This window comes from Paenibacillus sp. SC116, from assembly GCF_024733555.1.
Classification (GTDB): domain Bacteria; phylum Bacillota; class Bacilli; order Paenibacillales; family Paenibacillaceae; genus Paenibacillus_B.
In genome coordinates, this window is sequence record NZ_JANIOF010000001.1 from 2,188,694 (window position 1) to 2,213,521 (window position 24,828).

General features: G+C 43.4%; 24 protein-coding genes. 6 read left to right on the forward strand and 18 right to left on the reverse strand.

The genetic code is table 11. From position 1 onward, the window contains the following. Positions 1-30 precede the first annotated feature (30 nt). From NQ117_RS09470 to recQ, 4 genes are all read right to left on the reverse strand, one after another. Positions 31-345 carry a hypothetical protein gene (locus tag NQ117_RS09470; protein ID WP_258277707.1) on the reverse strand — a complete coding sequence of 105 codons (315 nt, stop codon included), beginning with the start codon at positions 343-345 and terminating at the stop codon, positions 31-33. 32 nt (positions 346-377) lie between these two features. Then, complete coding sequence (locus tag NQ117_RS09475) at positions 378-800, reverse strand: hypothetical protein (protein ID WP_258277708.1); 423 nt, start codon at positions 798-800, stop codon at positions 378-380. A gap of 89 nt (positions 801-889) precedes the next feature. Continuing rightward, complete coding sequence (locus NQ117_RS09480) at positions 890-1,744, reverse strand: hypothetical protein (RefSeq protein WP_258277709.1); 855 nt, start codon at positions 1,742-1,744, stop codon at positions 890-892. A 288-nt stretch (positions 1,745-2,032) separates the two neighbouring features. Then, a complete protein-coding gene (gene recQ / locus NQ117_RS09485) occupies positions 2,033-3,883 on the reverse strand; it encodes a DNA helicase RecQ (protein WP_258277710.1) in 1,851 nt (616 codons plus the stop codon). Positions 3,884-4,248: 365 nt separating this feature from the next. On the opposite strand from recQ, the gene NQ117_RS09490 reads away from it, so the two are divergent. Beyond that, positions 4,249-5,208 (forward strand): RluA family pseudouridine synthase, encoded by a 960-nt coding sequence (locus NQ117_RS09490; RefSeq protein ID WP_375163056.1) that lies wholly within the window; start codon positions 4,249-4,251, stop codon positions 5,206-5,208. Between the two features lie 120 nt (positions 5,209-5,328). Here NQ117_RS09490 and NQ117_RS09495 read toward each other — a convergent pair whose 3' ends face one another. Together NQ117_RS09495 and NQ117_RS09500 are read right to left on the reverse strand one after the other, a co-directional pair. Further along, entirely contained in the window at positions 5,329-5,673 is a 345-nt protein-coding gene (locus tag NQ117_RS09495; protein ID WP_258277712.1) for a GIY-YIG nuclease family protein, read from the reverse strand. 50 nt (positions 5,674-5,723) lie between these two features. Further along, positions 5,724-6,476 carry a DUF2087 domain-containing protein gene (locus NQ117_RS09500; protein WP_258277713.1) on the reverse strand — a complete coding sequence of 251 codons (753 nt, stop codon included), beginning with the start codon at positions 6,474-6,476 and terminating at the stop codon, positions 5,724-5,726. A gap of 179 nt (positions 6,477-6,655) precedes the next feature. Between NQ117_RS09500 and NQ117_RS09505 the strand changes: the two genes are divergently transcribed. Beyond that, positions 6,656-6,913: a YciI family protein gene (locus tag NQ117_RS09505; protein ID WP_258277714.1), complete on the forward strand. Its 258-nt coding sequence runs from the start codon at positions 6,656-6,658 to the stop codon at positions 6,911-6,913. 439 nt (positions 6,914-7,352) lie between these two features. Continuing rightward, positions 7,353-8,948 (forward strand): N-acetylmuramoyl-L-alanine amidase family protein, encoded by a 1,596-nt coding sequence (locus NQ117_RS09510; RefSeq protein ID WP_258277715.1) that lies wholly within the window; start codon positions 7,353-7,355, stop codon positions 8,946-8,948. A 135-nt stretch (positions 8,949-9,083) separates the two neighbouring features. Here NQ117_RS09510 and NQ117_RS09515 read toward each other — a convergent pair whose 3' ends face one another. The 5 genes from NQ117_RS09515 to NQ117_RS09535 form a co-directional block, all read right to left on the reverse strand. After that, complete coding sequence (locus NQ117_RS09515; protein WP_258277716.1) at positions 9,084-9,455, reverse strand: hypothetical protein; 372 nt, start codon at positions 9,453-9,455, stop codon at positions 9,084-9,086. Between the two features lie 143 nt (positions 9,456-9,598). Next, complete coding sequence (locus tag NQ117_RS09520; protein WP_258277717.1) at positions 9,599-10,471, reverse strand: sugar phosphate isomerase/epimerase family protein; 873 nt, start codon at positions 10,469-10,471, stop codon at positions 9,599-9,601. Between the two features lie 63 nt (positions 10,472-10,534). Next, complete coding sequence (locus NQ117_RS09525; RefSeq protein ID WP_258277718.1) at positions 10,535-11,614, reverse strand: Gfo/Idh/MocA family protein; 1,080 nt, start codon at positions 11,612-11,614, stop codon at positions 10,535-10,537. Between the two features lie 97 nt (positions 11,615-11,711). Then, on the reverse strand, positions 11,712-12,584 hold the full coding sequence (locus tag NQ117_RS09530) for a sugar phosphate isomerase/epimerase family protein (RefSeq protein WP_258277719.1): 873 nt from the start codon (positions 12,582-12,584) through the stop codon (positions 11,712-11,714). 208 nt (positions 12,585-12,792) lie between these two features. Continuing rightward, positions 12,793-13,767, reverse strand: coding sequence for a helix-turn-helix domain-containing protein (locus NQ117_RS09535; RefSeq protein ID WP_258277720.1), 975 nt, complete (start codon positions 13,765-13,767; stop codon positions 12,793-12,795). A gap of 88 nt (positions 13,768-13,855) precedes the next feature. Here NQ117_RS09535 and NQ117_RS09540 point away from each other — a divergent pair, with 88 nt between their 5' ends. Further along, a complete protein-coding gene (locus tag NQ117_RS09540) occupies positions 13,856-14,536 on the forward strand; it encodes an MOSC domain-containing protein (RefSeq protein WP_258277721.1) in 681 nt (226 codons plus the stop codon). Between the two features lie 172 nt (positions 14,537-14,708). On the opposite strand, the gene NQ117_RS09545 is transcribed toward NQ117_RS09540, so the two are convergent. The 7 genes from NQ117_RS09545 to NQ117_RS09575 all read right to left on the reverse strand — a co-directional run bounded on the left by NQ117_RS09545 (position 14,709) and on the right by NQ117_RS09575 (position 22,065). Continuing rightward, entirely contained in the window at positions 14,709-15,518 is an 810-nt protein-coding gene (locus NQ117_RS09545) for a nucleotidyltransferase (RefSeq protein WP_258277722.1), read from the reverse strand. A 95-nt stretch (positions 15,519-15,613) separates the two neighbouring features. After that, entirely contained in the window at positions 15,614-16,288 is a 675-nt protein-coding gene (locus NQ117_RS09550) for an ABC transporter permease (protein WP_258277723.1), read from the reverse strand. A gap of 15 nt (positions 16,289-16,303) precedes the next feature. Then, positions 16,304-17,233 carry a glycine betaine ABC transporter substrate-binding protein gene (locus tag NQ117_RS09555; protein ID WP_258277724.1) on the reverse strand — a complete coding sequence of 310 codons (930 nt, stop codon included), beginning with the start codon at positions 17,231-17,233 and terminating at the stop codon, positions 16,304-16,306. 23 nt (positions 17,234-17,256) lie between these two features. Continuing rightward, positions 17,257-17,916, reverse strand: a complete 660-nt coding sequence (locus NQ117_RS09560) for an ABC transporter permease (RefSeq protein WP_258278214.1) — start codon at positions 17,914-17,916, stop codon at positions 17,257-17,259. Between the two features lie 2 nt (positions 17,917-17,918). Next, positions 17,919-19,115, reverse strand: coding sequence for an ABC transporter ATP-binding protein (locus NQ117_RS09565; RefSeq protein ID WP_258277725.1), 1,197 nt, complete (start codon positions 19,113-19,115; stop codon positions 17,919-17,921). 225 nt (positions 19,116-19,340) lie between these two features. Continuing rightward, positions 19,341-21,293, reverse strand: coding sequence for an ATP-dependent DNA helicase (locus NQ117_RS09570; protein WP_258277726.1), 1,953 nt, complete (start codon positions 21,291-21,293; stop codon positions 19,341-19,343). A gap of 187 nt (positions 21,294-21,480) precedes the next feature. Next, positions 21,481-22,065 (reverse strand): SPX domain-containing protein, encoded by a 585-nt coding sequence (locus NQ117_RS09575; RefSeq protein ID WP_258277727.1) that lies wholly within the window; start codon positions 22,063-22,065, stop codon positions 21,481-21,483. Between the two features lie 511 nt (positions 22,066-22,576). Here NQ117_RS09575 and NQ117_RS09580 point away from each other — a divergent pair. Together NQ117_RS09580 and NQ117_RS09585 are read left to right on the forward strand one after the other, a co-directional pair. After that, complete coding sequence (locus NQ117_RS09580) at positions 22,577-24,010, forward strand: aldehyde dehydrogenase family protein (protein WP_258277728.1); 1,434 nt, start codon at positions 22,577-22,579, stop codon at positions 24,008-24,010. A gap of 42 nt (positions 24,011-24,052) precedes the next feature. Then, positions 24,053-24,787: a pentapeptide repeat-containing protein gene (locus NQ117_RS09585; RefSeq protein ID WP_258277729.1), complete on the forward strand. Its 735-nt coding sequence runs from the start codon at positions 24,053-24,055 to the stop codon at positions 24,785-24,787. Positions 24,788-24,828 lie beyond the last annotated feature (41 nt).

Genomic DNA, 24,828 nt, shown 5'->3' on the forward strand with positions numbered 1-24,828 from the left:
CCGTCTACTACTTAGAGTAGACGGATGTCACTACATTCCACCCAAAAACCGCATTAATTCTTCAATGTCTTCTTCCGTGGCCTCTTTATATCCACCATTTGAATCCGTTGCAGGGGCTTGCTGCTTCGAGGCTGAAGCACCTTTATTTCCGCCTGAAAATGCCATCATCGGCCACTGTGCTACTTCAATTTCAAACTGAATATATTGATTCGTTTTTTTCATCAAGTCTTCAATTTGGGGCATTGTATACTCCCAAATCTTCCATTTATCCAAATGGCAATGTTTATGTAGTGAGAAGAAGACATCTCCCCAATCGAGCGGCTTATTTGTCGTAGAATCGCGCACACCCGTGGTGCCCTCTTCCTCTTCTTCCCGCTCTACTTTTTTAGGCCATTCAATCCTACAAGAACATCAAGAATATTTCGTGCTCCTACTACATCACAGTGCAGCTCCAAATATTCTTTGGTTACATGAGGATAATCTGTAAAAGCAATCATAAGGGCGTCATAAAAATTATTAATGCGTGTCTCGTCTTCTTCAGGGCTGTCCGTCTCCATGAAGTTCAAGATGACAACTTCCATGCTAACGGTACCTAGCAATTTCATAAGCTTGCGAGCATGAAGCAGCTTGGATGGACGAACGTTATATGTCTTTCCGTCTAGCAACTGAATCTGCTTGCCTTCTTCAAGCCAAACATTCGCATTTACTTCACTGCTTTCCTGTTTGATTCGCTCTACTGCCTTGTCATTCATACTTTGAGCATGTTGTTTCTCTAGCATTTCTTTTTGAGCTGCGTCCATTTGTCATATCCCCTTTTATCTGATTAATAGGCATGTAGAGAAACAATAGCAGGCTAAGCCCACTACTGTTCCCCACATATTACAAAAAATTAGATTGTTGTTGCTGTGTAGCGCTTGATTGTACCGATTTTGCCGTCAGCACGCTCTGGATCGATAATTTTCAATGAGATCGTTGAAGAAGCCGCAGAAGTACGTTCTGTATCGATAGAGAATTGACCTGTAGCTACACAGGAGAACAATTCTGTTTCCACACCTGCATACGTATTGTCCTTTTGCAAGAAAGAACCATGGTGAACTACCGTTACAGGGAACGGAACTTCATTGGACAGAATATCCAACACATCCACATCAGATGTTTCATATTGATAGTTGAATACGATATCTTTGTTCGCATGCTTCTCATTGAGAATAATGCGAGTCGTTTTCACTGCGCCTACTGTTTTCGTTTCTACCATAAACTCTTTTTCAGTTGGAGCCTTAGTAGCATCGAAGTTCACTTTTGTTAGCAGCAAATTGTTGTCTTTCAATCGTACAGAGAGATTGCCATCTCCATACAAGGAATCTCCGCGATCTACTGTCGCAGATGCGATCTTAACTGGCGTTGTAGCAGCTGGGTCAAGATCACCAGCAGCAAGCATTTTTTGCTCATCCAATGCCCACAAGTAAGTGTTTTGGCTTGCGGAAACATTAGAACCCATCATAAGGCGCATCGCATTCAAGTCGAACTTCGCATCTGTCGCTGTGCAAGAAATGCTCTTGCTGCGAACGAGCGTATCGATTGCGAAGAGGCTGTCCCCACCAAAAATATCTTCAATTTCTACGTTAAAATCAAAACGCAAGCTTTGTAGGGTACCTAGTGTGATAACCTCAACTTCTGTACCGTCAGCATTACGCTTCTTAGCTAGAAGTTTACCTACACCTTTAATAATCATTTTCTTGGACATGTTATGCCACTCTCCTTTGGGTTGTTCTATCTATTAGGATAGACAGATGTTGAATGATGTTATTGCAGAAGACTGTGCCATTATTTCATCTCTGCAACCCTGCTCAATTCTTTAGGATAGGCAGACCATTCTATGAACGTTACCTCCCGAATGAATAAATTTATAAAAGGATAGAAACACAAAAAAGCCAGCCGCTTATTTCGTAGCGACTGGCCCTGTAGATCACATTTATATTTATGTTAGCAACGATGCTTGTAACTCTCAATGCTCTTAATACTCTTAATACTCTTAATACCCTTCATCCTCATACCAACCAGCAGGCTCGTCCTGTGCGGCTTCCTGCTGCTCCAAGTTGCGGAACAAATCAAGGAATGGCTGCCCGAACTTCTGTACCTTCGCCTCACCGACGCCTTTGACCTTCAGGAATGCCTCAACTGTCGTTGGTCGCTTCTCCGTCATTTCGCGAAGTGTACTGTCGTTGAAGACGATATATGGTGGCACATTCGCTTTATTGGCTATATCACGACGCAATAGACGCAGCTGTTCGAACAACGTCTCATCCACGGCAGCTTCCACCTTAGGCTTAAGCTCATTCGCTACCTTCTGGAACACCTGCTGCTTGCCTTTCAATACATCTGCCGCCGTAGGCTGCAAACGAACGACTGGATATTGGCCTTCACTTAAGCTCAAGTATCCATCAGCGATAAGTACATAGATGATATCAGAGATTGCCTTTTCTGTCAGATGGCGCATCATACCGTGGGTTGGCAGTAGATCGAAACCATTCTGCACGACTTTTTTGTTTCGAGAACCTTTCAAAACCGAGGCAACCATCGAAACACCCCAGCGCTCTCTCATCCGATATATGCAGGAAAAGATTTTTTGCGCATCCAGCGTAATATCAACTTGCTCCCGCTCATCCTTGCAATTGCCGCACATGCCGCAAGGCTGCTGGTCAATCTCGCCAAAGTAGCGCTGCATATACGTCACAAGACATTCCGGCGTATAGCAGAAGTCGATCATAGACTGCAGCTTCTTATATTCATGGGCTTTGCGTTCTGGCAAGGCTTCACTTTGTTCGATAAAGAACTTTTGCGTCAAAATATCCTGCGGGTGGAACAGCAACACGCATTCGCTAGCTTCCCCATCTCGTCCCGCGCGCCCTGCTTCCTGTACATAAGCTTCCATATGCTTTGGCATGTTGTAATGCAGTACATATCTTACGTTAGACTTATCAATCCCCATGCCAAAAGCGTTCGTTGCCACAATTACTCGAATGTCATCGTATAGAAATGCTTCTTGCATCTGCGCGCGCTCATCATCCGATAATCCGGCATGGTACCGCCCTGCTGGAATGCCAGCCTTCACCAGCATACTATGCAAGTCTTCAACATCTTTACGAGTAGAAGCATAAATAATACCGACCATATTTGTGCGCTGACGAACATAGTTCAATGCGAAGTCTTTACGATTTTCACCACGCAGCACTGTAAAGGCTAGATTATCGCGCTTGAATCCAGTTACGATCAATTCTGGATCTTGCAGCTCCAGCAATCGGATCATATCCTCAGTTACTTCTGGTGTTGCGGTTGCTGTAAACGCAGCAAGAAGTGGTCGCTCATTATAATGATGCGCGGTTAGCTCACGCACGAATGGCGCAATCGCTCGATAGCTCGTCCGGAAATCATGTCCCCAGTGCGAGACACAGTGCGCCTCATCCACAGCAATAAAGGCTATCCGAAGTCGCTTGGCACGCTCACGGAACCATTCACTTTCTAGTCTTTCTGGCGCAACATACAACAGCTTCAGTTCTCCACGTTCTGCATCATACAAGATTCGCCCTGCCTCAGATGCATCCTGAGTGCTGTTTATATAGCCCGCTTTTACTCCCAAACTGTGAAGCGCATCAACTTGGTCTTTCATCAATGAAATCAGCGGTGAAATGACTAGTGTTAATCCATGCTGAAGCAGTGCCGGCACTTGATAGCAGATCGACTTACCTCCGCCTGTTGGCATAATGCCGACCGTATCTTTTCTTTGCAGCAAATGGTTAATAATTCGAGACTGCCCTTCCCGAAAATCATCATAGCCATACACTTTTTGAAGCGTCGAACGCGCTTCGCTCATCGTCAATGTCATGCGATCAGATGCCCCTAACGTAAATTGATAAATGACTCAGCTGCAAGGTCTATTCGAAATTACCTTGTGTTTCAATCCGTCCATGTGCGGAAACGCCTTATGAGTAATTATAGCATGACTGTTTCCCTCGTGCTTTCGATAGCGTGAGATAGCTCTTTTTGTTATGATGGAAGTATTCAATCCGTAATGATGAACGGAATTCATGATCGGCTTGCAACTTCGCTGCATGAAGGAACAGAAAGAGGTCAACGATGAAGAAAAGAAACAGCTCCGCGTCACCTGCTGGAAAGCCAACTCAACAAAGAGGCGGTGGCTCCAATAGAAATAATTCCAATAGAAACAATAGCAAAAATAGAAGTCATGGTCTGGAACATGCAACATCTAGACCAGCAAAGCATACAGCTGCGAAGACATCACACAACGCGCCAATAAAAGCGCCTGCAAAGCCACAAGCTAAATCCTATACGGTTGAACAATCATCTGAGCTACTAAGCTTCTTGATTGCACATGTAAACATGGGACGCAACGCGGTTAAATCCGTACTAGCACGTGGACAAGTATCCGTAAATAACAAAGCGACAACCGTATATAACTTTCAACTAGAGCCGGGTGACATCGTCACAGTAAGCAAAGAAAAGACGACCGATGCACCTGCATTCTTAGGCTTGAGAATTATCCATGAAGATGATCATGTAATCGTCATTAACAAAGATGCAGGCTTGCTTTCCGTAGCTTCTCCACAAGAAAAAGAACTGACGGCTTACCGCCAGCTTACGGCACATGTGCGCCAATCGCATCCAGCCAACCGCATTTTCGTCGTCCATCGTCTTGATCGCGATACATCTGGTGTCATGATGTTCGCAAAGAGTGAGCATGTCCAACAGACGTTGCAAAATGCGTGGAAGGAAAATGTACAAGAACGTATTTATGTAGCCCTTGTAGAAGGCACGGTCAATAAGCCAGAAGGTACAATCTCCTCATGGCTAAAAGAAAGCAAAACGCTGAAAATGTACTCCAGTCCATACCCAAATGACGGCCAACATGCAGTTACACACTACAAAGTGCTGCAGTCCAACCGCCAGTATTCCTTGCTAGAAGTACAGCTTGAAACAGGCCGCAAAAACCAAATCCGCGCACATATGGAAGACATCGGACACCCGATTGTAGGCGATAAAAAATATGGCGCGAAAGTGCGAACAATTGGCCGTCTCGGCTTGCATGCTCGCGTTCTGTCCTTTACGCATCCGACAACAGGTAAAGTGCTGCGCTTCGAAACGGACATTCCAAAGAAGTTCACGAACCTATTCGCACCCGTGAATTCCTAATCCTAACGGTTAATACACGAAAAAGGGACAGTCATTATGACTTGTCCCTTTCAAACAATCCTTGCTGTAAACTTCGGCCTTTATGGGAAGTATGGATCGCCCCCACCTATCACCTAGTATTTATTTGTTATACCCTGCTTCACCAAATGGCTGCAGCTCATTCAGCCACTTCTCTTCTAACTTTTTCAATTCTTCTTTCTCATCAAAGTAACCATGCTCTTTCTTCTTCAACATTTCCAGCGTTTCAATTTCAAATGCTGCTTCTCCATACGTAGTCCACTCTGCTTGCAGTACTTTATTCATATGTCCGCCCATATTAAGTTGAAATTTCTTTCCTTCAATGGTTCTCAAATTCGACGTGCTTACAACAAGCCTTTTATTATTTACCGTATTGCGGATTTGATAAACGCCCGCTTCCGTCTTCATTTCTTTATATGCGGCTTTTAATTCTTCTCTGCGATTCATTTCTATTTGCTCCTTTCTACTAACAAACCTTCTATCTCGTATACTTGCTCCTACTTGAGCCAATATTCACTGCAATCTTCTTTGCGATCGAGAAAGCCATATTCGATCAAATATCTGCGCAAGGTTACGTAGTCATCGTACACAGCTTTTAATACTGCATTAATCTCTTTCTCACTATAAATGGTACCCGTCTGGAAACGCTTAGCGATCTCTCGCAATACGACTAATTTACTCTTCTCTTTCATCGAGAACGTCTTTAGCTTGCCATCTGTCCCTTCTGGGAAATATTTTGCCAGAAGCTTATCATTCTCATCTTGAGTCACATTATATCGCTCATCTACCATCGTAGCCGTCTTATGATACTCAATAAAGGCAGGCGCGTGTTCATCCTTCTCCTTCAACAGCTCCATTAAAGTTAAGAACACCTTCGCTTGACGTTCTTTCTCCTTCAATACAAAGCGATGGTTCCGAATCGTGGATGCACTTCCGATCCCCATTTGCTGCTGAATGTCACGATCGCTTTTTCCCTCATAAAAACATTTGAGCAAACCATTCTGGTGTTCCGTCAAACCTGTCATCTTCTTATCCATCTGAATGAGATAGTGGAACACAGATTCATGCTCACGCTCAATATGAAGACGCGTATATCGCTCAGCTTCATACAACGTATCGCCTTGCTTATAGATAATGCCCTTTTCCACCTTCTGGCCGCATAACAAACATACATATTGCTGTTCTTGCTCATGATACCCTTGCTTCAATTCATCTATAGAAGCATTCCAGAACAATTCCGATATATCCATTAATAAACACATCCTATTTTCGTTTGTCTTATAACAAACATTATCAATTATTGTTTGATAAATGTCAAATAAAAGGCAAACAATTAATGAATTTGTCTATGAGATACCCTATTTCCGCTTTTCGGGCTATACTGAAAATAGCTTTGAATTTCCACACCTATAAAAGGAGAGAGCGTATTATGGCTTATTTTGCAGCAGTCTTGAACATGAAAGATATTTCTAAAAATGCTACTTATCGCCCTAACCATTTAGCTTACCTTGAAAATCTACATGCACAGGGAAAAATCTTTGCTAGAGGGCCATTCGCGGACGGCTCAGGCGGTATGGTTATTTATATTGCAGACTCCTTCGAGGAAGCAAAGCAGTTGGCAGAGCAAGATCCATATATTGTTGAAGGTGTACGTTCTTTGGATTTAAGGGAATGGAGTACGGTATAACATTTCGAATTGGGTTTCGTTTCAACAGCAGTTGCCTTTAAGCAACGTTATTGCTTAAAGGCGGCTATTTATTTATGCCACAGATCGACGGCGGATTAATTCTCCTCATCGACGTTGCCGTTATATCATCGGCACCACGTTTTACTATGATTAACCTCTATAAAAGCTACTATTTCCTTCAACAACCCTCTCTATAATTCGACACACATACCTCTTCATGCGATTCCTAATTTCTAGTAGAATACTAGTCAATTGACATCTATATACAGAATAGTAGGAATAAAGTAACAAAAAAATTATAATTCCCCCTGCTGATTTGTGTTACATTTATTTCAGATTAACCCGCAACATTCAACTACCTTTTTGCGTCTATCAAGTATGGTAATTTTAAGTATTATATGATCGAATTGGATGATTTACTATCGAGGGATGGAGGATTGTGTCGACTACCATGAAAAAATACGGTCTCTTGCTAATGTTGCTAACGTTTCTATTTACTCTTCCTACGGTTGCTCAAGCTGAGCAAAGTAAAAAAGATACGCTACCAGTGCAAGCTAAGTCTACTAAGAAAAAGGAAGCTACTCAATCAAGCCAGACTACTCCGAGCACAAAAACTGCGAAGAGTACCAGCATTATTATTGATGATACGAAACTTACACTGCCTTCAAATGTTGAAGTGAAAAATATGAATCAAAGCGTTATGATCCCAATCCGTGTTGTTGTTGAACATCTTGGTTTCGCTGTCGATTGGGACAAAGCGTCCAAACAGCTTCATATTTCTGATGGCACAAGAAACATTGAGCTAACTGTTGGAAGCAATGCTTCTATTGTAAACGGAACAGAAACGATATTAAGCAGCCCACCTGTCGTTCAAGGTGGAACAGCGCTTGTGCCACTTCGATTTGTAGGAGAGCAATTCGGTCTTAAAGTTCGATGGGATAATGCCAACAAGACAGTCTTGATACAAACTCCTCCTAAAGAAGAGGTCAAGCCAAAACCAGATTCGAATCAGAAAGAAACCACACCTCCCAATAAGACAGGTTCTAACAAGGGCTCTACTTCAGGTACTGCACAAATAAACAGTATTAACTATATGGATAATAAATTAATGGTTGAAGTGCAGGGAACGGTGCAGCCAAAAATATTTACAATAACTGAACCAAATCGTATTGTCATGGATATTCCAGCAACAGCCTTCACCACAGAATTTATTGATGGACAAGTTACAAATGGAAAAGCTGGATTTCATGGGAAACTCGACAATATTGTAGATAACCCTCACATCGAGCAAGTCCGCTACTCTTTATTTGACGAAAAGTCTTCTACGATTCGTATCGTACTAGAAACTAGAGCGGATATCGGCTACACGATTACAGATGGCGGCAGTGAATCAGGCTTACTTACGATGCAGCTGCATATAGGGGATCAAGAAGTACCACCAGCGGTTACCCCACCGGTCACTCCTCCGGAAACTACACCGCCTACTACTGTTGACGGTAAGAAAATAGTTGTAATCGACGCTGGCCACGGTGCGCAGGATTCAGGAACGATCGGCGCCTCCGGAAAGTACGAGAAAGATTTTGTACTTGAATTGTCCCTAAAAGTGGAACAACTGCTGCTTCAAGAAGAGAACATTCAAGTTATTATGACTCGCAAAGATGATACTTACATAAAACGTCCAGATCGTATAGAGATGGCCAACCGTGTAAATGCGGCTGCATTCGTCTCCATTCACGCCAACTCCGTACCAAATAAAGCGGTAGGTGGAACCGAGACCTATTACCATCATATTACCGATAAAAAGTTTGCTGAAATTATGCATAAACATATATTAAATGCTACGAACTTCAATGATCGTAAGGTCAAAACGAATCGATATGAAGTACTAGTAAAATCAAAAGTACCTGCCGTTCTACTAGAAATAGGGTTCGTATCGAATCCTCAAGAAGAACAACAAATGCTAACCGAAGAGTTCCAACAGCGTGTAGCTGTAAGTATTGTCAATGGAATTAAAGAATCTATTGGCGTCCAATAACTAAGATTACATCTTGAATCACCTCCATTTCCACATCATTTGTGGCAGAATGGAGGTGATTTTTTAGCTTTTATGTATAAAAAAAGTGCCTGCAGGACAAGCACTAGGCAGTACCCTGCAAGCACAAATTAAACATTATTCGGAGCCGTATACTTTATGATGGCAATCTTTGCGATGTCCGTGATGTTTTTTGTGTCCATGGTGTTTTTTGTGTCTTTTCTTGTGACCGCCACCACCGTAGCTGCCACCACCACCATAACCGCCGCCGCCGTAGCCGCCGCCGTGACCGTGACCATGTTTGCGCAATTTCACTTTGAATTTCTTTATTTTCTTTACAGTGAAGATTTTCTTTTCGATAACTTTAACGATCTTTTTAGCGCTCTTTTTCACTTTTTTCTCGATAAGTTTTTTGCGGCCGTGGCCGTTGCCATGACCTTTACCGTGGCCATGTCCACGTTTTTTGGATTTTTTATGGTGGTCGCAGAAGTCATCATGTTTTCTACCCATACGTAATCCCATCCTTCATATTAAATATTTTGTCTTGCACCACATTATATGAACAGCAAGCAGCAGACTCCACGGCGTGAGCCTGCTGCTATGAAAGATGGTGAGAACATATATTTATAAGAAAAATAGGATATTATAAGCTTTTATTTGTATCGTTGAATAAATTGTACAGCCTTACGAATATCTTCTGCGGGATCACTGCCGACTTCACGTTCAATCGTTAAATAGCCGTTAAAACCAATGTCTACAAGCGCCTGAAAATAATTGTCGAAATCAACATTTCCTTCTCCGAGTGGCAGCTCTTTAAAAGGGCCGTCCGTCGCCATTTCAGCAAGCTTTTCATGACTCATCGGTTCAAATCCCAACATGCCATACACTTCACGTGGATCAACTTCACGTACACGAATGCCATCTTTAACATGAGTGTGCACAATGTAATCCTTCAACGTATATACACCTTGCACAGGATCATCACCAGTTACCATGACCATATTTGCCGGATCGAAGTTAACGGCCATTCCTTTTCCAGTCAATGAATTCAAGAATTTTTTCAAGTGAGCAGCTGTTTCTGGTCCTGTCTCAATTGCAAAATGCCCGCCTACACTGTTCGCATATTGGCTAAGCTCCTCACAAGCACGCTGCATCGTTGCATATATGGGATGGTCCTCATTAGGTACAATACCAATATGGGTTGTTACGATATTTGAACCCAAATCAAGCGCTAAATCAAGAATGCGCTTTGACTTTTCAATTTTCCACGGGTTAGCCTCTGGATCCTGGAACCCATGACCAGCCAGGTCCCCTACCAACGCTGATACTTCTAATCCTAAATCTTCAATGTATGATTTCAATTCTTTGCGAGCGCTCGAAGATAGATTGGCAGGGTCCATTTCCCCTTCTACAGCATAAATTTGCACACCATTTGCGCCCACCTCTTGTGCTTTGCGCAGTGCTTCTTTTAATGGCAATTTGAAGCTGTCTGTCATTACTCCAATCGGTTGATGAATCTTTACCATGTTTACCTGCCCCTTCCCAGCATCTAAAGATTTCACAGCATCATTGCAATAAGATTAAGATAACTAACTCAATACTTTTTCGACCTCATAAGTAACCTCTTTGCCCGTTCGGCTCGATTCATAAATACCACACAATATTTTAAGCATCTCAACACCATCCTCAACAGGACAAATCGTCTCTTCTCTACCTAGGCAAGTCTCGACGAAGTGAGCAACTTCAGAAGCGAATCCTTTTTCAAAATCAAAGGAAAGCTCATCGATTTGTGGTGTAATATTCAACATCGTATTATGCTTTTCACTAACAATCGCAAGCTCAGGCTCTACCTCAGCTCCACCCTTATCTCCATACAGCTTCACCGCAAGCTCTTCTTGCTTCGCATGAAGCGTAAAGCTTACATCTACAGCTAGGGAAGCTCCATTTTCAAAACGTATCAAGGCATTGGCCATATCTTCAATCGTATTATGGTTCGCATCATAATCAGCTGCTTGATAAAAACTAAAGTTCTCAATATGACCGCGATTACCAAGCTTATTGTACGTATTTCCAGTTACACTCTTGACCTTTGGCTTGCCCATCAAGTACCAGCATAGGTCAATTACATGCACCCCAAGGTCAATCAATGGACCGCCACCAGAACGCTGAATGTCGCTGAACCAGCCTCCTGGATTGCCTAAACGACGAAGACAAGACGCCTTTGCATAATAAATCTCGCCCAGTTCGCCCGCATCTATAAATTTCTTCAACACTTTCGTATTTGTACCGAAGCGGCGCACATAACCGATTTGCAGTATTTTCCCGCTCTCTTGAACCGCTTCCTGAATAGCTAATGCTTCCTCCACCGTGCGGCATAACGGCTTCTCCACAAGCACATGCTTGCCCGCCTTCAATGCAGCAATGCTATTTTCAGCATGGGTATTATTCCAAGTACAAACACTGACAGCATCGATCTCTGCGTCACTCAACAACTCCGCCACATCGGTATATACTTTGCTCGCACCAAATTCAGTTGCCTTTGCACGTGCCCGCTCCTCATTTAGATCACATACAGCTACAATTTCTACATCAGGGTGTTGAGCATACCCCTTAAAATGAAACTCCGAAATGGAACCTGCTCCAATGACACCTACTCGCAATTTGCTCATCGATTTGCTTCCTCCTTATTTGTTCTTCACTTACTCATTCAAATGAGCTGCTTTATTATTTCATCTGCAAATGTGCACGCTGCAATTCATTACAGCATTATGCCTCATCCCATAATCGACGCAGATTGTCCAACGCAATTCGAGTCCCTTTTAAGCAATCTTCCATACCTTCGAATTCAATGGATACATAGCCGTCATATCCAGATTGCTTCACAATGGAGACCAGCTTCGGCATCGGTAAGTCGCCTTGGCCTACGATCGCTCCTCTTATATATTGACCGTGCAGCGATTGGAACCAGCCTTCTCCAGGATTGCAATCCGCAGGACGCAAGTAGAAATCTTTAAAATGAACCATGCTTGCTAAAGAGACGTTCGCACGAACAGCTGGCTCCGTCGGTTCATCCACACAGACGAAATTGCCAACATCCAGTGTTGTACGGAAATTGTCACGATTCACATCAAGCACGATGCGGCGCACTCGCTCGCTATGCTGAGCATAGAAGCCGTGGTTCTCAATACTCGTCGTAATGCCATATTGGGAAGCATACTCCGCGATCTCTCGGCAAGCCGTTACAATTTGGGCGTAATCCTGTTCAAAATAAGCAGTTCCTGTCTCTTCCAAAGGACGGGAAGCAATATCATGACGCATGCGCTTCACGCCGAGTCGTTGAGCGATATCGACATGCCCTTTAATGTGATCGATTTCAGCTCTATAGGCTTCCTCTGACAAGCCTGCCACATTTCCACCTACACAGTAATTGGACAGTTCCAGTCCTATTTCATCTGCATACTGTTTAATCTGATCCGCTAATTCCGGCTTCCCGTGCAAGTCGAATCCAATATCTAAAAGCTGAACAATCTCAGCATGTTCGCCTCCATTATCCTTGATCCATTTCAACACAGCGAATATGTCCATCTTCTGTTGACCCATTGCTTGATATAAACAATACGTACTAACACCCAACTTCATCTCGTTCCACTCCCAGCATGCCTGCCAACAAGGCGCCTCCAATGGAAGCGGTTGCAGGCTGTAATGTATGTCACACTTTCATTATATGAAATCTGCCTGCAAAGCCATTGAACTATGTTCCACAGTTGTTGTACTTTCTTACAAACATTCGTGAAATGAGGTTAAAAAAAGAAACAGTCAATAATGACTGTCTCCTCTTCATTCCTTATTATGACTTCGCCTGATGTGTGGACTGAACAGACAGCGCATTCCGCTTGAATTGAGATGGTGAAACACCTGTATGCCGCTTGAATATCCGTGAAAAATAAGCAATATCATTAAAGCCGACACCGTAACCGATCTCGGTAATCGTGCTGTCCGTATTCAATAACATTTCTGCTGCTTTTCGGATACGCAAATCAATCAAGTAATCATTAAATGTCTTGCCCGTATAGCGTTTGAATAACGCGCAGAAATAAGATTTGGATAAATTAAATTGACGGCACAACCCTTCCAAGCGCAGCTCTTCCGGGTAATGTTCGTGAATATAGTTTAGCGCTCCCATCATAAGGCCTCGGAATTTTTCCATGCGATCTTCTTCCTCTGACCCTCCACCTCGCTGCTTAGCCATTTGACGAATAATGATGGATAGCAATTTCAGTAAGTTAGCCTTCAGAACAAGCTCATAGTAGCGTTCACCTTGTTGAAACTCAGCAAGCATTTCGCGCAGCAGCCTTGTTACTTCTGCATCCGCTTCGCCTAATAATGCTACTTTCGGTATCACTTCATCTTCACTTACCATAAATTGTTCAAGATAAGAATAGTCGAAGCGATCCGTGCCTTCATTTGGACGTTGAAAATGTTCATTAATAAAATGAGGGAGAAACTCACATCCGATAATCTCCATCTCTTGGCCAGGAATAAGATCGACACGATGAACGGCATAGGGAGGAATGACAAATAAGTTCCCCTTCATCATTTGATACGTCTTACGATCAATCGTATGCTGGAAGGAACCTTTTACGACATACCAGATCTGGAAATAATCATGGGCATGGTCAGCGCTGCTACCACCAGCTTGTGTCCAACGATATACTTTGAACGGAAGCAGTGTTCCGATTTCTAGTTCACCACGATACAACGTCACGTCCGATGATAACGACGGTTGTGCGCTCTCATGTGCAGCCTGTATCGGATTTTCCATCTCGTACCTCCAAGTCCCTGTATTCGCTTGTGATGCTGTCGCCACTATTATATCATGAAGGTAAAGCGAACAGCAGGAGGAACAAGCTATGCGCGTGGAACTTGTAGGACTCCAAGTCGGATTACCTAGTGAATCAATAACTCATAACGGCAAGCCTGTATTATCCGGTATGATGAAACTTCCTGTACATCAACCATTAGCGCTCCGTACATTAGGATTCGAAGGCGATGGTCAAGCAGATTTAAGATATCATGGCGGTCCGGAAAAAGCCGTATGTGTGTATCCAGTTGAACATTATACATACTGGCAGCAACAATGGGAATTTGATCTTCCCATCTCCGCATTCGGGGAAAATGTCACGACTCGCGGACTGATTGAAGATGACGTACATATCGGGAATATTTATCGCATCGGTACGGCTCGTGTTCAGGTGACGCAGCCGCGTCAGCCTTGCTTCAAGCTAGCAGCCAGATACAACATGCCTAACATTCCAATCTGGATGCAAGAAACCGGCTATACCGGATACTATTGGCGCGTACTAGAAGAAGGCATCGTTTCGCCAGATGATCAGATCGAGTTGATTCATATGGATGATCAGCGTCTGAGCATTCGCTTTGCCAACGAAGTGATGCATCAGAAGCGGCACGGGGAAGAAGGCATTCGTGCGCTGCTAAGCAATAAGGGGCTATCTACGAATTGGAGAGCCACCTTTACGAAGCGCTTAGAGGGCATCGAAACAGATACATCCAAGCGGATTGAAGGAAACTAAATGCTCACACTGCACCTATTTCTAGGTTGTTATTGATTACGGATACGCTTGGGGACAGTAGTTATGTTAGTTACAGTACCCATCCAACATAAAAGGAATAGCCGCAGCAGAAAAATCCGTTTCTACTGTGGCTATTCCTTTTTACGATCAAATAATTAATGAAGAACATACATTAAGATTCTAAATGTAGATGATCGTTCAACTTTCGAAGTATCCCTTTGTCCACCTCAAATTGATATTCCCCACTAAGATCATGTATGAGATCTTCCACAACATGCAGCGCATTGCGATACGCCTCATACAATTTCTGTCGATCTAACTTTGAAGTAATAGATACATACGCTTGATACGACTTCGCAGATATATCCTTCTCTACATTTTTCGCAGCGTTCAACCAGAGATCTGCACTCTTCTCTCGGATTCTTATTAATCTCAATATAAATCGCTGTACATGCGATAAACATTCGAGTGAGCGAGCCAGCTCTCCTCTTTTTAACACGTTTACACCCATAAGCCATGCATTAACAAAGTTATGAAACGAATTATTCACATTGTCATTCGTCATTCTTTCAGGTCCATCGCCCCTCAAATGATCAAGACATCTTTGTAACTGGCCCGTTGTATCATACACGAACATAGACGTAGTATCAGGAAAGTAGCCCGTATCCTTGAAAGACGTAATGATTCCAATGTCGGACTCAGGCAGAAAATGAAATTCACCTCTAATTAAGGAAGAAAACACGACCACTTCTGTTCCATACTCATTTAAGAAAAGTAAATCATAAGGTTCGATATCCCCAATCCATCGGGAAGATGAAAAAGATTGAAAATCCTCATCCTTAATAAAGATATAAAACTCAACATCAGAGTACTGATCGCCTTCCCCTTTTGTAAAGGAGCCGTACATCATGCAGGATGAAATACTAGCTGTCGTTCTACACTTCTCGCTAACCTTTTCAATTAACTTTTCTTGCAGAAGCATAAGCCAAATACCCTCCTCTATTTTCATTTAGGAAACAATTTGCTTATCTACTACTGAGCAGTTAATGAAATGCAGAATACAAATATTGTCTGATGTTAACTTGTACTAGGGCTCGACTTACGATCCGCAAAGTTCAGCTTGCGTTGGAAATATCCCAGTACAAGGTCAGCCACGATAGCTATCAATGCCGCAGGAATCGCTCCTGCATAAATACGAAGCGGATTCTGATTGTTAATACCCGCATAAATTTCACGGCCCAAGCCCTCTCCTCCAACGAGTGGTGCTATCGTTACGACACCGATAGCGATGACAGCTGCAATCCTTAAGCCTGATATTATGTACGGGAGAGATAGTGGAAAGCGCACCTTAACGAGTAGTTGAAGCGGGCTCATCCCGATCCCTCTGCCTGCTTCGATATAGCTTGCGTCTACTTGCTTTAATCCAATGTACGTATTTCTTACGATTGGGTTCAAGGAATAGAACAACAAACCAACAATGACCGTCTTGGAACCTAGACCAAGCACCAACATTAGCAGCACGAGCAAGGCCAAACTCGGAATAACTTGCAGTATACTCGTTATGCCTAATATGACTTTGGCTAACTTTTCATGACGCGTACAGAGCACGCCCAAGGGAATGCCTAGCACAATTGCTAAGCCAACTCCACTAACGACCATGTATAGGTGTGAGAGAAAATGCTCCCATAGCAAGTCAGAATTTCGACTCATATACGAAAACAAGTCTGCTAATGACCATTGATAGCTATCCATCTAAGCGCCTCCCTTCTACTTTTCATTATTTTTCTCCAATAATCCTTGTTGTTGCAAATATTCGATAGCGACTTCACGCTCACTTTTCTTCTCAATATCCACCTTATAATTCAAGTCAATCATTGTCTGTGCATCTATCTTACCGATGAGCGGCTGAATCGCCTGTACGACCTCTGGATATTTCTGTGTCAATTCATTCAACAAAACAGGGGAAGCATCATAGGGCGGGAAAAATTGCTTGTCATCCTTTAACGTTTTCAAATCATACGCCTTGATCCTTGAGTCTGTAGAGTAAGCAAGTACGATATCCACTTGATTATTTCCTACCGCTTCATAAACGAGGCTTTGTTCCATCGGAAAGGCTTGCCCGAACTCCACATTATACGCCTTACGAAAGGCTGGATATCCATCATTCGTCCGCTCCATCCAAGTCGTATCCACACCTAAGCGCAAGTTGCCAGCATCCTTAACCACATCTGAAATACGCTCATATCCTCGCTCATCCGCTAGCTGACTGCGCACGGTAAAAGCATATGTATTTTCAAAACCCAATGAATCCATCCATGTAAAACCTAAATATTTGTCAAAGCCAGCTTGCGCCTGCTTCAATACTTCTTGACGATCTTTCGTCTCTTCTATTGGAAAATGATTATTAAACAGCTCTCCACTGTATAAAGTCGCCATATGTACTTCATTTTTCTTCATCGCATTAATAATAACGGCACTCGCAGCCAGATCAGGAATAATCTTTGCCTGCAAATCTGTCTGCTGTTCAATGAGTGCTTTATACATTTCAGCCATTATCTTTGTCTCGGTAAACGTCTGCGTTCCGATAACAATTTGTTCTTCCTTGCCGCAACCAGACAGCAGCAAGGTCGTTGCGACAAGCACCCCGCTAAGAAGGAGCGCTGTTACTTTTTTAGCCGAAGCTTTTATCTGTGTCATGCTCGTCCCTCTTTCCTTCCACTCTATACAGCAGTCGAACTCGTGCGACCATATCGCTTGGTTAGCATGCGCTCTAACCACCCAAACAGTGTATCCGCAATCAATACGAGCAAAATTGCACCGACGGACCCAACTACAACAAGCTCTAATTTATTAACACCAAGCCCGCCTACAATGAGTCTTCCAAGACCACCTGCACCGATCAAGGTAGCCAGTGTAGCCCAGCTAATAATGTAAATCGTTGTGATGCGGATACCCGACATAATGTAGGGCAAGGCTAGCGGCAGGCGAATGCGAAGAATCGACTGCATCGTGCTGTAACCCATGCCTCGCGCAGCTTCCAGCACGCTGTTGTCCACCGAACGAAAGCCATCATACGTATTCCGCATAATCGGCATAATCGAATACAAGAACAAAGCAACGATAGCAGGCTTCATCCCGATGCCTAAAAAAGGAATAAATATCGCTAATAACGCGAGACTCGGTATCGTCTGCATTAAGTTCGCCATGAAGAAAACGGTGTTCGTTACCCAATTCCAACGGCTATAGACGAGTGCAATACCTAATGGAATCGCAATCAGGCAGCCGAGCAATACAGATGTCCCCGTAAGTACGATATGTTCTTGCAATGCTACTCCAATATCCGAACTCCGTTCTCTTAGGAAGGCTATCCATCCGTCCATCATTACGCCTCCTCTCCTAAGCTCCAAGCAAACCTTTCTATCATTGCTGGATACACTTCATTTAAGTGTTTAACAATACTGCCCCTCGTAATGAGCCCAACCAAGCGGCCATTGTCATCAACGACAGCTAAATTCGTCAATCGGTGATTCGTCATTTGCTCAACCGCAATCGGAAGTGGTGTACCAGGCCCAACTTGGTAGCCAATTGGCTTCATAACGTCCTTCACCGTCAATGATTCATCGCCATAGCGATTTAACACCCGATAAATCGAAACGATCCCTAACAGGGTGCGGTTCTTGTCTACGACAAATAAGGAATCTACCTTGCGTGCTTCCATGATCTTGATCGCTTCTGCCAAGCCACGATTCGGCGATGTCGTAGCAGGTTGTGTGACCATCACTTCATCAACAGTCGTCATAGAAAGGGAATCGTCTTCATTTTCAATTGCATGTTCATCATTGTCATTCATATGTATTCGCTTCTGACCAATAAAACTACGCACAAAATCATTAACCGGTCGCCGTAGAATCGCTTCTGGAGAACCAGTCTGTACAATTTGCCCATCTTTCATCAATACAATCGTATCTGCAATTTTAATCGCTTCATCCATATCATGCGTGACGAACACGATTGTTTTATGTACATCCTCCTGCAATCTGACTAGCTCTTCTTGCAACTGCTCTCTCGTAATAGGATCCAATGCACTGAAAGGCTCATCCATCAAAATGATGTCAGGATCAGCAGCTAGTGCCCGCGCCACACCGACACGCTGCTGCTGGCCTCCGCTAAGTTCGGACGGGTAGCGATTGCGATACGTGTCAGGGTCCAAGTTAACCAGCTTCAACAGTTCCGTTACTCTCGCATCAATCTTCTCTTTGTCCCAATTTTTCATTTGCGGCACAATAGCGATGTTTTTGGCGATTGTCATATGGGGAAAGAGCCCGACATTTTGAATGACATAGCCTATATTTCTTCGGAGTTCTACCGGGTGATACTCAGATATATCTTTTCCATCAATGAAGATGCTGCCGCTAGAAGGAGAAATCAAACGATTAATATGTTTCATCGTCGTTGACTTACCGCAGCCGCTCGGCCCGATAAACGCAGTAATTTCACCTTTCTTGATCGTTAAATTAATATCGGTTAGGGCTTGGAAGCCATCATCGTATTTCTTATTCACTTGTTGAAATTCAATCATACTTGCGTTCACCTCATATAGATTAGACTCATTACCTACGAACATATGTCCACTATGATATATAAACGTCTATGCAACGTTCTGAAACATCCATACAAGTATTGGAAAATGAATCGACTGATATACAATACTTTACCCAAGTAAATAAAAAGACCCACAAGCTGTCTCTGCTTGTAGGTCTCGATAACGGTAATGCACCTAGATTTTGTTTTTGTTAAACTACAGTTACATTTCAAGCTGTTCGACGGTCACGCCTGCCGGCACGATTTGTAGTACTTTTTCTTTGATCGCTGCATCTTGCAGCTTCTCATCAAAGATTGTAATCGTACCCTCATCATCCTGCTTGCGTATGAGTCGCCCAATTCCTTGCTTCAATCGAAGCAGCATATACGGCATATCCACCTCTTCGAATGGATTCGCTGCATCTTTGCGTCGTGCTGCAAATACCGGATCATTCGATGGGAATGGCAGAGACCACATAATCACTTGAGAAAGTGATGGACCTGGAATATCAAGCCCCTCCCACAGCGTAACGGCGCAAAGACAGCTCGTTTCGTTTTGCTGGAATTCAGCAATCAAACTGCTTATTTCACCTGTACCCTCATATAAGAAGTTGTAGTTCGCAAACTGTGGAATCCGGCTTACTCCCTGTTTAAATTGTGCCAGTTCTTCTTTCGAACGGAAGAGAAGCAGCGCTCTGCCTTCGGTTTGCTGAAGCAATCCAAGCGTCGCGGTCAGCTTTTTCTCCATTTGCTGCTCAGAACTTAGTGGAGCGTATTGGATCTTCATCTGATTCTCATAGTCGTATGGCGAAGCTACCGAGAATGACAATGCCTGCTCGACTCCGAGACTCTCTGACATATAATCAAAGTTACCTTGTACAGACAACGTAGCTGATGAAAATACAATCGGCATTTTGCTGGAGAACAACTGTTTCGTCAAAATTTCTTTAACCCACTTCGGCATAATGACGAGTGTTAGCGCATCTTTATCCTCTGTAACCCAAGAAATAAGCTGATTGGATTTCTTGAACAGCCCCAACGCGAGCTGGATCATCTCCAGATGCTCTTCAACAATTTTCAACTGATACTCATCTAGGGTGTACAAGCCGCTTTCAAATACGAGTTCTTCCTCAATGGAAGCGATCATGTCACAGAAACGATTTACTTCGCGCAGCAATTCATCATTCCATGCAATCTCTCTGCGATCTGACCCAGGAACTGGTGAGCTATGCACATCGAGCAAAGCGAATAAGTGCTCACTTTGCACAATGGATTCCTCCACCGCTACGGCAAGGGATTCACGCACTTCACCTTCCAGCAGACGTGTTATAATACTTTCAAATACAGCGTGATTGAGCTTGTAAGTCAGTGCCTTCTGCGCCGCCGTTTCCAATAGATGTCCTTCATCGAAGACAACGGAACTGTGCTCAGGCAATAGCGGAAGCTGGCCTTCACGCTTGCGAGCCTCATACGTCCAAATATGCTCCATATAGAAATCATGCGAGCAAATAATAATATCCGTAGACTTGCGATAATGCTCGCGGGATAATGTCTGTCCACAACGATGGCGTTGAGAGCAAACGAGACAGTCTTGGAACACATCCCAGCCAATCTTCTCCCATTGCTCATCATGAAGATCCGGATAATCTTTGCGATCTCCATATGAATAGAATGCTTGCATCGTCTCAGGAGAATGAACGAACTTAGGCAAACTGCGATACATCTCATCGTACAGCATCGCATCTTCGTCCATTGATGCTCTAGCATCGTCAAGCTTATTTAAGCAAATATATTGATCAGGCGACTTGCCTAATCTAGCATCAATCGTAAAATCCAAATAGTTAGCAAGCTTCGCAATATCGCCTTCTGGCTTAACAAGCTGCTCGATCAGCGACTCGTCCGCACAAGCGATAATAGCTGGCTTTCTTGTATAGCGTGCGTAGTTGATCGCGTATAGTAAATAGACGAGCGTTTTCCCCGTTCCAACTCCCGCTTCTGCAAAGATCGTCTGCTTATCACGATAAGCGCGCTCCAATTGATACGCCATATAAATTTGTTCATCCCGCACTTCAAATCCGAATTCAGGAAGCTTGTCATAAAATACATCCGACACCCAATCACTCACCTGCTGAACAAATGACTCCTTGGGATCAAAGGAAAAAGGATAGTTGCTCAAAATCTCGTGCCCCCACATCAATATATATAATTCAAAGCTACTACATGCTTCGATAATCATGAAAAAAGGTTGCGTCTATTCACGCAACCATGACGATATTTATCATCCATACAATAAGAATAAAATATATCATTTTTATATAGTAATCGTCAAAAATCAGCTACTTTAATTTTCACGATCATTTCTTTTATTGCAAAGCCTTATTTAATCGTGTTACCTGATAATTCACGTATGCCTCATATTTTTTTATATCATGTGTTAATTTATCTCGTTCCGCTTCTACCAAACGGAGGCGCTCTTCCAGATTCGATTGCAAAGCTTCAATTTCTTGTTCATAGCGTTTAATTTGATTGGACATCTCATCGAATTGCTGCTTCTGTGTACTATATTTTCGATATAGCTCCAAAAATAACTGCATCGCATCACGCATTACGTATTCGACCCAAGCTTGTTTGTCCTTTTCCGTCCAATCCGACCATTGCTCATGACACACAAGTGCCAGCTTGGCTGCTCGGCCTGCTTTAAGCGTTTCCAGACTTTCCAGCACATAGTTGTACAAAGAACATTCGCCTCGCTGTATCGACTGATACGCACTGCGGTCACTATCCGACATGCGTTTTGCAACAAATTGCTTACTATGATTCATATCATATGCAGACATGTTCTTTTCAACGAATTGTTGAATCGCTTGTGAAAGGGTTGCATCATACTGCATTTCTCCAAATGGTTGACTATTCAGCTCAAATATTTCTTTATTCAATTTCAGCTCCATAGACAAAATCCTCCCCGCTCCCGATGTACTTCTACGATGCATAAGCATAGTAACTGAATTTCTGTCTGTTGTATGGTCTTCCAAACAATGTAAAAGGCTCTGTTCCAAAGCTTTTTACTAATAAAACCTGATAAATCTAACTTCTTACATAAAATTTAAAAAAGTTACATGGATACGTTGATGTAAATCTAGTTAAAATTAGAAAATAATAACCAGACACATTACCTCTCGCCTATGACCTATCATAATCCAAGTAGAAAACATATGACTTTCTTCCTATAAAATAATTTCCAATTACCCATTTCTTAATGTTATCATGAACTTTCCAATATGTAATGTTTATTTTTGTATTTTTACAATTTTAATTTCGTAAAAAATAACTATCTAAGAATATCGCACTCATGATGCTGCGCATTCCTCAATAGCTCCTTCACTTACTAACTTGCTTACAATGTTAGGCAAACGATATGATGAACGTAATTCCAATTAATAGATTAAGGAGGCTATCACCTTGACTCACTTGACGAAGCACCTCTGGATCAATGGACAATGGAAAGAGACGAAAGCGTACTATGAACTTCATGCTCCTTACGATACACAACTCATTGCCAGAATCGCTAAAGCGGACACCTCCAATGTGCAGGAAGCGATAGATGGCGCACATACAGCTGCTGCAAAGATGCGGGCAATGCCTGCTTATGAGCGGGCGGCAATTCTAACAAAGGTCGCCTTGCTGCTGCAAACACGTAGAGAAGAGATGGCGAGGCTATGTGCCACAGAAGCTGGCAAGCCTATACGCGCCGCGCGGGCGGAAATTGATCGCACGGTTACGACGTATCAATTCGCCGCTGAGGAGGCAAAGCGCATTTACGGCGAAACGATACCGATGGATGCAGCGCCTGGCGGCAGCAATCGGCTTGGCATTACGTGGCGCGAACCGCTCGGGATTGTTGTGGCGATTACGCCATTCAACTTCCCCTTTAATCTGGTCGCTCACAAGCTTGGCCCTGCCTTTGCGGCAGGCAACACGGTTGTTCTTAAGCCTGCCAACCAGACACCGCTCAGCGCGCTCGCTATCGCGGAGCTATTTCACGAAGCGGGCCTGCCTGCAGGTGCACTGCAAGTGCTCACTGGCAGCGGCCGTGAACTGAGCGATGAGCTGCTGCGTGATGAGCGGGTACGCAAAGTAACCTTTACAGGCAGCCCCGAAGTAGGTAAAGCGATCAAAGCGAAAGCAGGCTTACGCAAAGTTACGCTTGAGCTTGGTTCCAATTCAGCACTCATCATAGAGCCTGATGCGATCATTCCCAATATTATCGAACGCTGTGTCGAAGGGGCATTTACCTATGCAGGACAAGTTTGTATCTCACTCCAGCGCATCTATGTACACGAGCAGGTATATGATGAATTCTGTGAGCGATTTATTGCACAAACAGCGGAGCTTCGTGTCGGAGATCCGCTAAATGAACATACAGATATTAGCGCGATGATCCATACGAATGAAGTAGATCGCATCGAAGCATGGGTGCAAGAAGCGGTTGCGCAGGGTGCTCGGATTGGCTACGGCGGACAGCGGAACGATTCCGCTTGGGAACCAACTGTTCTGCTCGATGTTACTCCAGACATGAGTGTGTCGTGTAAGGAGACCTTTGCTCCTGTCGTATCGATTGTGAAATATCGTGAACTGGACGAAGCCATTGCGCTGACCAATGACTCTGCCTATGGGCTCAATATTGGCATCTATACGAGCAATATCGACCGTGCTTTCTATGCGGCAAGAGCATTAGAGGCAGGCGCTGTCATTATTAACGACATCCCTACCTTTAGGCTGGATCATATGCCTTATGGCGGTGTGAAAGATAGTGGATACGGTAGAGAGGGTGTCAAATACGCGGTTGAGGAAATGACCGAGCTCAAATTCGTCTCCATTCGCCTGAACATGTAGAGCCATTACATCCATGTGGAGATATGAAGGGAAACATGCCAAATGACTTCTAGCCCTGACAATACCAAGGCTGCCACTAGCAGCACCGTAAAAAACAAAGACAAGAACAAAGATAAACATAAAGATAAGGGAAACTCACAACACAAGCGTACAGCACCAAAGTTGCCTCAGGCGCTGGATTGTGTGCCTGCCTCTGAATTATGGCTGGCAGATGAGCAAATGCTCTCATATGCTTTATATCAAGACGGAATTATAGAACATCAGAACGCTGCCAGCGTTTCTTTTGAAAAGGTTATCTTTCAAAATGTTACGTTTCGTGATATGTCACTGCCCAAGCTTGAGCTTACCGATGTTCGCTTCGACAACTGCGACTTATCCAATGTAGACTTTAGCGGTGTCATAGCTCATCGCGTAGAATTCCGCAATTGCAAGTTGATGGGCATCGACTTACTAAGTTCGACGCTGCGCCATCTATCATTTCAACGATGTTTGGGCGACTATGCTACCTTTCGCTTTGCTAACATCAAACATACGGAATTCATAGAGAGTTCTTTTGTGAAGTCAGACTTCTACCACAGCGTACTGTCTGATATTTATTTCAAGGAAACCAATATTGATCAGGCGCAGTTTTCCAGTACCAAATTAGCAGGCATTGATATTAGCGGCTGTCACTTCTTCAACTTAGGCGTTACGCTGGAAGATTTAAAGGGGTGTATGATCTCCCCCGCACAAGCGATAACGTTATCCAAAATATTTGGTCTAATTATTAAAGAATAAAAGGAAGTCTATAAATATAAAAAGGCAGCCCTTTCCCCTTT